This is a genomic window from Rhodococcus sp. NPDC127527, assembly GCF_042672245.1.
Taxonomy (GTDB): domain Bacteria; phylum Actinomycetota; class Actinomycetes; order Mycobacteriales; family Mycobacteriaceae; genus Rhodococcus_G.
Window position 1 is genome coordinate 335745 of sequence record NZ_JBHXVP010000004.1, and the last position, 11574, is coordinate 347318.

Genomic DNA, 11574 nt, shown 5'->3' on the forward strand with positions numbered 1-11574 from the left:
CTCCTTCTCGAGAACGGGCCCGGATCCGCTGCGCGGCACGCCGATTCCCGCGGGGCGGGACGGACAGATCCGGTACCGATGTGATGCAGGGCACACTAGGTGGACCGTGGGCCGTTTGTCCATACCTGTATTACGATTTCCATACTGAGAGTTCACTTTTCTTCCAAAGGGTCTACCCAACACCCGCTCGATCGGCTAGCGTCCGACAACCATGAGCCCCTTGCGATTTGACGGTCAGGTAGCGCTCGTCACCGGCGTCTCGGACTTCGGCCTCGGTCTGACCTACGCCCGAATGCTCGCCGAGCGCGGATGCGCGGTCGTGGTCAACGACCTCGGCCGCGACTGGGCCGGGAACTCCAACACGCCCGGCACCGAGAACGCCGTACGCCTGATCTCCGAGTCCGGCGGCACCGCGATCGGGGTCACCGGCGACGTGGTCCACGACTCCGAGCGGATCGTGGGCGCGGCCGTCGAGGCCTTCGGCCGCCTGGACATCGTGGTGAACAACGCCGGCGCGGGCGGCGACTTCGACACCCAGGTCGACGTCCACCTGCACGGGGCGCACCGGATCAGCGAGGCCGCCTGGCCGCACCTGTCGGCGACCGGTGCCGGGCGGATCCTCAACGTCGCCTCCAACGCCATCTGGGGTTCGCCCGCGATGCCCGGCTACGGCGCGGCGAAGGGCGCCGTCCTGGCCCTCAACCGCACGCAGGCGATCCTCGGCGCCGCGGCCGGGGTGCGCGCCAACGCGGTGCTCCCCGCGGCGTGGACCCGGTCGACCGCCGGCATCCAGGCCGACGGGTTCGCGGAGTTCATGCAGGACCGCTTCCCACCCGAGGCGGTCGGCGCGTTCGCCGTGTACCTGCTGCACCGCGACACCGAACTGAGCGGCGAGGCGTTCACCGTCGGCGGCGGACTGGTCTCCCGCGTGGTCCAGGCGGAGACCCACGGCGCGATCGCACCCGACACCGAGCCCGAGAGCTGGCCCGCGCTCATCGACCGGGTGATGGCACCCGTGGACCTGACCATCGCGCCGACCATGTGGGCCCAACTCGACGGCTTCGCCCGCCGGCTGGGCCCCGACGCGTACGCCCAGTGGTCCGCGATCGGCATCCCGACCACAGTCGCCGCCAAGGTCGGCGACTGAGTCCACCCACCCCACGATCGGAGCCATCATGACCGAACTCGACCCCGACGTCGCCTCGTACCTGTCTGCCCGGCAACAGTATTGGCGTCCGATGTACGAGTTGGGGGTGCAGGCCTCGCGCTCGATGATGGAGTCGATGCCGCGCACGCCCGCACCCGAGATGCACGCCGTCGAGGACCGCACCCTGCCGGGGCCGCACGGCCCACTGTCGGTCCGGGTCTATCGACCGAACGACGCCGCGACCCTGCCGGCGATGGTCTACTTCCACGGCGGCGCCCTGGTCATCGGCAGCGTCGAGTCCTTCGACTCGATGGCCCGCCACCTCGCCGCCGCGACCGGCGCGATGGTGATCAGCGTCGACTACCGGCTCGCCCCCGAGTTCCCCTACCCGGTCGCCTCCGACGAGGCGTATGCGGCGACCCGATGGGTGCTCGAGAACGCGGCGGAGCTGGGCACCGAGCCGAACCTGGTCGCGGTGGCCGGGGACAGCGCCGGCGCGACCCTGGCGGCCGGGGTCGCGCTGCGCGCCCGCGACGAGCAGGCACAGTCCCCGGTGTTCCAGCTGCTGATCTATGCCGGGATCGATCGGAGCCTCGAGTGGCCGTCGGTGCTCGAGTTCGCCGACGGCCCGATCGTGACCGCCGGCGACATCCCGTGGTCGATGAACATGTACCTCGGGGACGACCCGAGTCGCGACAGCCCGTACGCGGTGCCCAGCCTCGCCGAGGACCTGTCCGGCCTGCCGCCCGCGATCGTGGTCACCGCGTCCCACGACGTGGCCAGGGACGGGGCCGAGGACTACGGTCGGCGGCTCCGCGACGCCGGGGTGCAGACCGCACTGTTGCGGTATCCCGGTGTGGCGCACGGCTTTCTGATGCACGCCGACGCGCACGCCCGGGCCCGGCTGGCGCTGGCCGAGATCGGCGGCATCGCCCGGGCGAAGTTCGCACTGGCCTGAGGGTCAGCGGGTGGTCGCGCCCCCGCCGCGGCGGGCGCGACCGTCCGCGGCGGGCTCCTCGGCGTTCAGCGTCGCCCGCCACACGTCGGTCAGCGTGTCGATTGCCGCCTCGCGGTCGTGCGCCCACCCGCGCACCAGCCAGGTGTTGAGGAACAGTTCCAGCCCGCTGATCAGCCACAGCGCCCGCCGCTCCGCCTCCTCGGCCGGGAACCGGCCCCACAGCTTCTCGTCGGCGGTCAGCGCGCGGACGAATCGTCGGTGGTAGTCGAGGTAGAAGTCGTCGTAGTCGACCAGGCGCGCCGCACCGACCCGGAGGCGGTCCCCGCTGCGCTCCCAGGTCTCGACCACCATCTGGACCCAGTCGCGCACCGTCGGCCGCGACCACTCGGTGAGGCGACCGAAGGCGACGTACAGCGCCTCGGCGCCGTCCCACAGCTCCACCACGAGCCCCCGGACGATCGCCTCCTTGCTGGGGAAGTACGAGTACACCGTGGCCCGGCTCATGCCCGCCGCCCTGGCGATGTCCTCGATGGTGCTCGCCTGGTACCCGCGCTCGCCGATCAGCCGGGCGGAGGTCTCCAGGAGGTGTGACCGGGTCTGTTGCTTCTGCCGCTCACGCAGCGACAGCGCGGCCTCCGGTCCGGTATCCATACCCGGAGTCTATATTTGCGACGCCCCGACGGGGACGATGTCGTCCTCGTCGCCGCGCTGCCCACCCCACCGGCCCAGCCCCGACTCCGGCGCGGCGAAGAAGCTGGCGTAGAACGCGACGGCCACCACCGCGAGCGACCCGAGGATCAACGGCGCGGAGACCATCGGGTACTCGGCGATCGGGACCGCCAGGTACCGGTAACTCGCCAGCAGCGCCGCGAACACGACCGTGCCGCCGACCACCAGCCGCACCCGGAACCGGCCCCAGCCACGCTCGGGGTCCCGCAGCGCCGACTCCAGGGTCAGGCACAGCACGGCGCCGGCGACGAGGTCGACGCCGTAGTGGTAGCCGAAGCCGAGCGTGGCCATCAGCGTGCACACCAGCCAGAAGGTGCCGCCCCAGCGCAGCCACCGCGGCCCGCGGCGGGAGTGGACGAAGATCGACAGCGCCCAGGCGGTGTGCAGGGACGGCATGCAGTTGCGCGGCGCGGGGGTGTCGAACGCGAACCCCGACGGGTCGGTTCCCGTCGGCACCACGTTCGGCCACAGGTTCGCGAGCTGCGATCCGGCCCCCGCGGTGCCGTACGCGAAGTCGGGCCCGACCACGGGGAACAGCAGGTAGAAGATCGGCCCGATCAGCCCGATCGCGAGGAAGGTCCGCACCAGGTAGTGCGACGGCCAGCCGTTCCGGAGCTGGTAGAGCGCCACCACGATCGCGGCGACCGGCAGCTCGATGTACACCCAGTGCAGCACCCCGTAGCCGGCGCCGCCGAGCGCGTCGACCACCCGGCCCATGACCCACGACGGACTGCCCAGTGCCCGGTCGGCCAGTTCGACGTACTGGTCGAGCACGACCGGCCGGGTCATCACGGTGATCTGCAGCCACACGTCGCCGACCTTCGTCGCGACGATCAGCAGGGCGCCGAGCGCGACCCCGCGCAGCGCACTCGCCCGCTGGTCCCCCGACCACCGCACCGCAGCGACCACACCGATCCCGGTGAGCACGAGGGTCGGACCGTTGCCGATCGCGACCGGACCGTCGACCGCCAGCCTCCCGAGCAGGAACACCAGGTCCAGCCCGATCGCCGCGGCGAGGGCGACCACCCGCTGCCGGTTGGTCAGCCCGACCAGGGCGAGCGCCAACCCGGCCCAGGGCACGGACATCGACTTCGGGGTGCCGACGTAATCCCTGCTCAGCGACTGCAGCGGACCCTCGAAACCGTTGCGCGAGGCCACCACCTGCAGCGCGATCAGCACGGCGACGAAGACGGCCACGGCGATGGTGACCAGGGTCGGACGGGCGCCCCGCGACGGTCGCCACGGCGCAGCGGCGGGCGAGTCGTCGATCAGCACCCGTACATAGTAAACGGTGCGTGAACAGGGACTTAACTGTCGAGCTCACGCACCAGGGCATCCACGACGGCGGTCAGGTCGCCGTCCGCGGCCGCGGCGACCGCGCGCTGACGCTGGTACGAGGCCCCGCGTCGCGGAATGTCGGCCACGCGGGCCAGTTCGTCCGCGCAGCCGAGCTCGCGGGCGATCGGCGTGAGCTGCTCGAGCAGGTCGTACAGGTCGTCGGTGACCAGCCGCTCGTTGCTGTCGGCGTCGAGGATGATCTCGGCGTCCAGCCCGTAGCGCGCGGCCCGCCACTTGTTCTCCTGGACGTGCCACGGCGGCATCCCCGGCAGTTCCACCCCGGCGTCGAGCTGTCGGTCGAAATGCACCACCAGGCAGTGCGTCAGCGCCACCAGCGCGCTGAGCTCGGCCGCGGTCGAGGCGCCGTCGCAGACGCGGACCTCGATGGTGCCCCACTGCGGCGCCGGGCGAATGTCCCAGTGCAGCGCCCCGAGTCGCTCGATGACCCCGGTCTTCATCTGGTCGTGCACGAATCCCTCGAACTGCGACCAGGTTTCGAACTGGAACGGCAGGCCCGCGGTGGGCAGCTGCTGGAACATCAGCGCCCGGTTGCTGGCATACCCGGTGTCCACGCCCGCCCACATCGGCGAGGACGCCGACAGCGCGAGCAGGTGCGGGTACTTCACCAGCAGGGCGTTGATGATCGGGAAGACGCGGTCCACCGAGGACACCCCGACGTGCACGTGCACGCCCCAGATCAGCATCTGCCGGCCCCACCACTGGGTGCGCTCGATCATCTCGTCGTAGTGCGGGTTGGGGGTGACCTGCTGCGCGGACCACTGCGCGAACGGGTGGGTGCCCGCACACATCAGCTCGACACCCTCGCGGGCGGCCGCGCGGCGCAGCAACCGCATGGTCTCGTCCAGGTCGTCCATCGCCTCGGCGGTGGTCGTACAGATCCCGGTGACGAGTTCGACGGTGTTACGCAGGAATTCCTTGTGCAGTCGCGGCGGCGTCGACCCGGCGAGCGAGTCGGCGGCGGCCAGCACCCGGGCGGCGGAATTGGAGAGGTCGCGCGTGGCCGGGTCGACCAGTGCGATCTCCCACTCGACGCCGATCGTGGGCCGGGGCGAACCGGCGAAGTGGACTGCCACAGCGCTGATCCAACCACAGCAAACGCACCGACGCCGCGACCGGGAACTGGCAAGTGGCCAGCATCTCGACGGTCACGGCGTCGGGGCACGACAACGCGGCAGAACGAGCCGCGCCGGGACTACTTCAGGACTGCGCAGGCGACGCGGGCGCCGGAGTCACCGGTCTTCATCGTCTCCTCGTCCGGTCCGCCGGGGGCATACCGGGCCGGGATGTTGCCGAAGTCGTCGGCACCGGCGTGCACGACGATCGCGGTGCCCGCACCGTGGTTCTGCAGGTCCTCGATGGTGATCGAGTCGGTGGTGGTCATCAGGTCCGCGCTGCCGTCCTGACGCACCTGCAGCGAGGTGAGATCGCCGCTGGACGGGTGGCCGGTGTGGCCCGAGGCCTGGAAATGCCCACCCGCGGAGAGGAAGTCGCCGGGGGCGCCGCCGGTGGGGGCCACCGAGTTGGTCTCGCACTTGCCCACCGAGTGGATGTGCAGACCGTGGAAGCCGGGGGTGAGGCCGTGCGCGGTGACGGTGACCACCAGGTGATCACCGGACTGCACGAAGCTGACGGTGCCCGCCGCCTCACCGTGCGCGTCCTTGAGCGGCGCCGTGATCCGATCCGCGCGGGAGGCACCCTCACCGACGCCGCCACCGGAACCGGGGGCACCGATCGGGGCGGGCTGGCCCGACCACACGGCAGGCGTGGTGCCGGGGACCGAGCTCGGCTCCTGGCTGTTCGAGCACGCGGTGAGGCCAACGGCCGCGACCGCGACCATCGGGGCGACGACGCGCCAGGACACACGGCCGGCAGTGTTCGCGTCGCGTCGGGTAAGCAAGGCCATCAAACCGCTCCTTCGAGATGGGCTGAAAGTGCTCTGATCATAGCCAGCCGGGCGATCCGGCCGACCGGTGGTCTACGACACCCGATAGTTGACCACGCGCCGCTCGATCCTGGACTCGCCTAGGGCGAGGTGACGATAACGATCACACCCGGCGAGGCCGACTGGATCCCCGCGAAGCGCGGTTCCGCCGTGACACCCAGGGCCGAGGCGATCTCGAGTGCCGCCTGCTTCTCGGTGGCGGAGGAGGGCGAGTAGAACACCGTCGTCTTGGCGACGTTCCCGGTGCTGTAGTTGCCCGTCTCGGACACGCGCCAGCCGTCCGCCTCGAGCGTGCTCGCGGTCTGCGCGGCCAGACCGCTGACGGTGCTGTTGTTGAACACCCGCACGGGCACGGTGGACTTGTCGACGGTCGCCGCCGAGGCGACCGCGCTGGTCGTCGTCGGCGCGGAGGCCGCGGACGTGATCGGCGGGGTGGTCGGACGCGCCGAAGCACCGGGACTCTTCGGGCTCGCGGGGACCGGGGCCACGCTGGGCACCACCTCGGTCGGCTTGGTGTCCGAGCCCGAGTCGGAGAGGGCCATCGCACCGATGCCCGCGAAGGCGATGGCGAGGGCGATGAGGACCATCGCGAGCGCGCGAAGCGGCGGTCCTGACGGTGCAGGCTGCGGGGTACTCACGGTACCGACCTTAGAGGCCGAGGCATCGTCGCCGGCACCTAGGTGATGTCGAATCCGAGCCGACGGGCCGCGCGTGCCTTCTGCCTGCTGGCCCGCAACCGACGCAGTCGCTTCACCAGCATCGGGTCGACGGCGAGGGCTTCCGGCCGGTCGACCAGCGCGTTCAGGACCTGGTAGTAACGGGTCGCGGACATGTCGAAGAGTTCCTTGATGGCCTCTTCCTTCGCACCCGCGTACTTCCACCACTGGCGCTCGAAGGACAGGATGTCGTGGTCGCGGCGGGTGAGTCCGTCCGCGCCTACCTCGTCGGTGACCTGCGGGTCGGTGTGCTCGGAATTCCGGCTACGCGCTGCTGCGCCGTCCATCTCACTCCTCAACTTCGAGCTCTCGCCCAATTTCAGCGAAACCTAAAGTTCCCCGGAAACCCGGTCGGCTTCACATGACCGAGCAACGAAATTACACAGTTGATCTTCGGCTACTGATTCAACCACGATCGCCACGTCGGGCCCGGGTTCGACGTGGCGGCGCGTCGCTCGCGCGCCCCACCGTCCGGATGGCACGCGGGACCCCCACTATCCTTCTCACCATGGCTATTCTTCCCATCCGGATCATTGGCGACCCGGTGCTCCACGAGCCGACGAAGCCGGTGACGCAACCCGTGTCCGAGGTGGCCGAGCTCATCGCCGACATGTACGACACGATGGACGCCGCGAACGGCGTCGGTCTGGCCGCCAACCAAGTGGGCGTCGCACTGCGGCTGTTCGTCTACGACTGCCCCGACTACGACGGCGAAGGCGACGGCGAGCGGCGCCGCGGCGAGGTCGTCAACCCGGTGCTCGAGACCTCCGAGCTTCCCGAGACGATGCCCGACCCGGACGACGACGAGGAGGGCTGCCTGTCCGTGCCGGGTGAGCAGTTCCCGACCGGTCGCGCGGACTGGGCCAGGGTCACCGGCGTCGACGCCAACGGCGATCCCGTCGACATCCAGGGCACCGGATTCTTCGCCCGGATGCTGCAGCACGAGGTCGGCCACCTGGACGGATTCGTCTACACGGACATGCTGATCGGCCGCAACGCACGCGCAGCGAAGAAGACGATCAAGCGGGCCGGCTGGGGCGTGCCCGGGCAGAGCTGGGTCCCCGGCACGGTCGAGGATCCGTTCGGCCACGATGACTGACGCCGCACTCGGCGGCAGGGTCGTCCTGCGCTACAAGCTTCCGCCCGGCTATCCGCAGCCGCTGACGGACATCATCGGTGAGTTGGTCTCGCTGACTCCCGCGGTGGTGGTCCGCGCTCCGGACGGCCGGGTGGTGCAGGTCTCCCCCGACCAGGTGGTCGCGCTCAAGGCACTCGGCGCCCGCCCGGTGTTGACGAGGGAGATCCGAGCCCTGGAGTTGGCCGCGGCCGACGGCTGGCCCGGCACCGAGCAGACGTGGGTGAACGGGTGGCTGGCCCGCTTCGGCGACGGCTTCACCCGACGCGCGAACGCCGCGACCCCGTTGGGCAAGGCGGACCGGATCGGGGATCTCTACACCGGTGACACCCTCGAACGGCTGCGCGCCTGGTACGCCGACCGAGGCCAGCGTTTGCAGCTGCTGCTGCCCGACCGTCTCGGCACCGCACCGGACGGCTGGGAGGTCTCCGACGAGGTCCAGGTGATGGCCGCCGACATCGCGAATCTGATCCTGCCCGAGGGTGATTCGCTGGTGACCGTGGCGGACGCGCCGGACGAGCGCTGGCTGCCGCTCTACCACTACCGCGGCGAGTCGCTGCCCGCATGCGCGCCGGCGGTGCTCGGCGCGGTCCGTGACGGCAAGGTCGGTTTCGGCGCGCTCGGCAGCCCGGACACCGAACTGCTCGCGATCGCGCGGGCGGCGGTCACCGAGGCGCCGGACGGGCGGCACTGGGTGGGCCTGGCCGCGGTCGAGGTCGCCGCCGAACATCGGCGACGCGGACTCGGGTTGCTGATGTGCGCGGAGATGATCCGCTGGGGACGCGACAACGGCGCGACTCACGCGTACATCCAGGTCGAGGCGGACAACGACGCTGCCATCGCGCTCTACCGCACCCTCGGGCTCATCGATCACCACCGCTACCGATACGCGACCGCCCCCGATTGAACCGGGTTCGCCGCGCACTACGCTGCCTGGCATGCGACTGGCGACGTGGAATGTGAACTCGGTGCGGGCCCGGACGGACCGGATCGTGGACTGGCTGGCGCGGACGGAGACGGACGTGCTGGCGATCCAGGAGACCAAGTGCCGCGACGACCAGTTCCCCACCGACCGGTTCACCGACCTCGGCTACGAGGTCGCGCACGTGGGGCTGAGCCAGTGGAACGGGGTGGCGATCATCTCGCGGGTGGGGCTCGACGACGTGCAGGTCGGGTTCGAGGGACAGCCCGGATTCGCGAAGGCCGCCGCCGACAGCCTGGACATCGCCACCCCGGTGGTCGAGGCCCGGGCGATCGGCGCGACCTGCGGCGGGGTGCGGGTGTGGAGCCTGTACGTCCCCAACGGTCGCGAGCTGTCCGACCCGCACTACGAGTACAAGCTGGACTGGCTCGCCACCCTGCGTGACGACGCCGTCAAGTGGCTCGCGGACGACCCGAACGCCCAGGTCGCCCTGGTCGGCGACTGGAACGTCGCACCGACCGACGAGGACGTGTGGGATCCGGCCCTGTTCGAGGGCAAGACCCACACCTCGCAGCCGGAGCGGGACGCATTCCAGGCCTTCGTCGATGCGGGTTTCTCCGACGTGGTCCGGCCGTTCACGCCCGGCCCGGGCGTCTACACCTACTGGGACTACACACAGTTGCGCTTCCCGAAGCGACAGGGCATGCGGATCGACTTCCAACTCGCCTCGCCCGCACTCGCCGCCCGGGTGACCGATGCGTCGATCGACCGCGAGGAGCGAAAGGGCAAGGGCGCCAGCGACCACGCGCCGGTGGTGGTCGAGCTCGCCTAGCGCGGGCCGCCCGGCCAGGCGTCGGCGACGCCGCGGCGAAGCCGCAGCAGTTCCGCAGCGAGCAACAACGCACCGGCGGCAAGCACGGCGCCGTGCGCGACCCGCATCCACGGCGGTCCGAAGAACTGCGGGACGAACAGCGCGAAGCCGACGGCGAGCGGGATCCCGCTCCACCGGGCGAGCACTCCCGACCGCCAGATCGCGACCGCCGCGGTGACCGTGCCGGCGGCGACCAACACCAGACCGAAGGCGAACATCGTCATCTGCGTACCGCCGCCCCGCACCTGCACGACCAGGTCGAGCAGGTCCGGCGAGCCGTCGCCGAGCGCACGGACACCGACCGCGTGCAGGGCGAAGTCCTCGGCGCCGTAGTACGGGAGGGTCAGGCCGACGCCGACCCAGGTCACGACGGTGGCGGCGACGCCGATCCGATCGGCGGGCGTGTCACGGAGGACCTCCCGCAGCGCCTGCATCGCCAACCCGAGCAGCACGAACCCGAGCATGCCGAATACGTGTGCGGCGATCCAGCCGCCCGACGCGTAGGCGTGGGCGCCGTCGAGAGTGGTCTCGTTCAGGTAGTCCGAGTAGGGCCGGACGGCGGGGTAGAGCAGGAACAGCAACCCGGAGGCGCCGAACAGCGCGGCCGCGGCGGTCGCAACCCCACGTCGGGTCTGCGGTCGGACGGTTGTGTCGATCATGGTTCGCTCCCCACCTCGAACGAGAGCAGCGCTCTCTGTTCAGAGCAGTATTCACCCCCATGCCAGGCATCGCAAGAGCAGTGCTCTCGAATTTCAGGGAGGGCCGTCAGTCGGCGTCGACCAACCCCAGGAACTCCGTGTGCGTGCCGAGGTACCGCTGGACGTAGGTGCACACCGGCCGCAGTCGCCAGCCCCGCACCCGCGACTCCTCGAGCACCTCGCGAACCAGGATCGCCGCCCACCCGCGCCCGCCGAAGTCCTCCTTGACCACGGTGTGCATCAAGGCGATCACCTCGGGATCGCCGCCCTGCGGGTCACCCGAGGGCGGCGCATCGGGATCGTCGCGTCCGCTTCGGTAGCCGAGGATTCCCACCAGCTCGTCGCCGACCCACAGGTCGAAGCGTGAGTGCGACGGATTGTCCTCGACGCGCGCGAGCGCCGGGTCCGCTGCCGCAACGACGGGCGTGCTCACCGCCGCTACCTGGACGTGATGTCGCTTGAAGATGTGATCCACATCGCAATGCAAGCAGCCCCGGCAAGATCCCGCCGCCGCACAGCGAACCCCTTGCCTGTTTGTCGCCCAGACTTCTTCGAATCGTGGCCGAATCGGCACAATGCAGGCCCGGAACCGGCGGTCAGAGCGGAGCGAGCATGTCCTGATACTGGGGATTGTCGGCGATGAACCGCTGCAGATAGGTACACACCGGGCGCACCTTCCAGCCGTATTCGCGGGCCGCATCGAGTGCGCGCTGCACCATGACCGCGGCCAGCCCGCGATGGCCGAAGTCCTCGACGATCACCGTGTGCATGAACGAGACGACGGGCGGCCCCGACCGCCGACCGACACGAACACCGGCCCCCGCGTTCGTGTCCAACTCGTAGTAACCGAGAATGCCGACGAGATCGCCGTTCAGCCGGAGCTCGAACCGGCTCTGACCAGCATTGTTCGACACCTCCGCGGTCGGTGAATCCGCAATCATGAACCCGTCTCCCTACCCCGCCCGTAACCAAAATGTGATCCACACCACTATAGGTCAGCCGGCGGACATTGTGAGGGGGATCACTCGAATCCCGTCCAGCTCGTGGACTCGGACTGGCGCAGTGCACGGGGCCCGGTCTAGGGTCGGCGCCGACAA

Annotated in this window: 14 protein-coding genes; 5 read left to right on the forward strand and 9 right to left on the reverse strand. The window is 70.2% G+C overall.

Annotated features, from left to right (window positions below; genetic code table 11):
- Nucleotides 1–211 precede the first annotated feature (211 nt).
- Nucleotides 212–1147 (forward strand): SDR family NAD(P)-dependent oxidoreductase, encoded by a 936-nt coding sequence (locus tag ACFVH2_RS10185; RefSeq protein ID WP_378422078.1) that lies wholly within the window; start codon nucleotides 212–214, stop codon nucleotides 1145–1147.
- A 28-nt stretch (nucleotides 1148–1175) separates the two neighbouring features.
- Nucleotides 1176–2105, forward strand: a complete 930-nt coding sequence (locus tag ACFVH2_RS10190; RefSeq protein WP_378422080.1) for an alpha/beta hydrolase — start codon at nucleotides 1176–1178, stop codon at nucleotides 2103–2105.
- A gap of 3 nt (nucleotides 2106–2108) precedes the next feature.
- On the opposite strand, the gene ACFVH2_RS10195 is transcribed toward ACFVH2_RS10190, so the two are convergent.
- The 6 genes from ACFVH2_RS10195 to ACFVH2_RS10220 all read right to left on the reverse strand — a co-directional run bounded on the left by ACFVH2_RS10195 (nucleotide 2109) and on the right by ACFVH2_RS10220 (nucleotide 7138).
- Nucleotides 2109–2756: a TetR/AcrR family transcriptional regulator gene (locus ACFVH2_RS10195; RefSeq protein WP_378422082.1), complete on the reverse strand. Its 648-nt coding sequence runs from the start codon at nucleotides 2754–2756 to the stop codon at nucleotides 2109–2111.
- A gap of 9 nt (nucleotides 2757–2765) precedes the next feature.
- On the reverse strand, nucleotides 2766–4109 hold the full coding sequence (locus ACFVH2_RS10200) for a DUF5933 domain-containing protein (RefSeq protein WP_378422084.1): 1344 nt from the start codon (nucleotides 4107–4109) through the stop codon (nucleotides 2766–2768).
- Nucleotides 4110–4141: 32 nt separating this feature from the next.
- Nucleotides 4142–5266 (reverse strand): glutamate--cysteine ligase, encoded by a 1125-nt coding sequence (locus ACFVH2_RS10205; protein WP_378422085.1) that lies wholly within the window; start codon nucleotides 5264–5266, stop codon nucleotides 4142–4144.
- Nucleotides 5267–5385: 119 nt separating this feature from the next.
- On the reverse strand, nucleotides 5386–6096 hold the full coding sequence (locus ACFVH2_RS10210; protein ID WP_378422087.1) for a superoxide dismutase family protein: 711 nt from the start codon (nucleotides 6094–6096) through the stop codon (nucleotides 5386–5388).
- A gap of 119 nt (nucleotides 6097–6215) precedes the next feature.
- Nucleotides 6216–6773, reverse strand: a complete 558-nt coding sequence (locus ACFVH2_RS10215; protein ID WP_378422089.1) for a LytR C-terminal domain-containing protein — start codon at nucleotides 6771–6773, stop codon at nucleotides 6216–6218.
- Nucleotides 6774–6811: 38 nt separating this feature from the next.
- Complete coding sequence (locus ACFVH2_RS10220; protein WP_378422091.1) at nucleotides 6812–7138, reverse strand: DUF3263 domain-containing protein; 327 nt, start codon at nucleotides 7136–7138, stop codon at nucleotides 6812–6814.
- 221 nt (nucleotides 7139–7359) lie between these two features.
- On the opposite strand from ACFVH2_RS10220, the gene ACFVH2_RS10225 reads away from it, so the two are divergent.
- The 3 genes from ACFVH2_RS10225 to ACFVH2_RS10235 are packed head-to-tail and all read left to right on the forward strand — an operon-like array spanning nucleotide 7360 to nucleotide 9740.
- A complete protein-coding gene (locus ACFVH2_RS10225) occupies nucleotides 7360–7950 on the forward strand; it encodes a peptide deformylase (RefSeq protein ID WP_378422093.1) in 591 nt (196 codons plus the stop codon).
- Complete coding sequence (locus ACFVH2_RS10230; protein ID WP_378422094.1) at nucleotides 7943–8893, forward strand: GNAT family N-acetyltransferase; 951 nt, start codon at nucleotides 7943–7945, stop codon at nucleotides 8891–8893. The genes ACFVH2_RS10225 and ACFVH2_RS10230 overlap by 8 nt, the downstream gene beginning before the upstream one ends.
- 31 nt (nucleotides 8894–8924) lie before the next feature.
- On the forward strand, nucleotides 8925–9740 hold the full coding sequence (locus ACFVH2_RS10235; RefSeq protein WP_378422096.1) for an exodeoxyribonuclease III: 816 nt from the start codon (nucleotides 8925–8927) through the stop codon (nucleotides 9738–9740).
- Here ACFVH2_RS10235 and ACFVH2_RS10240 read toward each other — a convergent pair.
- The 3 genes from ACFVH2_RS10240 to ACFVH2_RS10250 form a co-directional block, all read right to left on the reverse strand.
- Nucleotides 9737–10438, reverse strand: coding sequence for a hypothetical protein (locus ACFVH2_RS10240; RefSeq protein WP_378422098.1), 702 nt, complete (start codon nucleotides 10436–10438; stop codon nucleotides 9737–9739). The two genes, ACFVH2_RS10235 and ACFVH2_RS10240, sit on opposite strands and share 4 nt — an antisense overlap.
- Before the next feature lie 106 nt (nucleotides 10439–10544).
- The gene (locus ACFVH2_RS10245; RefSeq protein WP_378422100.1) at nucleotides 10545–10910 is read right to left on the reverse strand and encodes a GNAT family N-acetyltransferase; all 366 of its coding nucleotides are present in this window, start codon (nucleotides 10908–10910) and stop codon (nucleotides 10545–10547) included.
- Nucleotides 10911–11073: 163 nt separating this feature from the next.
- On the reverse strand, nucleotides 11074–11418 hold the full coding sequence (locus ACFVH2_RS10250) for a GNAT family N-acetyltransferase (protein WP_378422102.1): 345 nt from the start codon (nucleotides 11416–11418) through the stop codon (nucleotides 11074–11076).
- Between the last annotated feature and the right edge of the window lie 156 nt (nucleotides 11419–11574).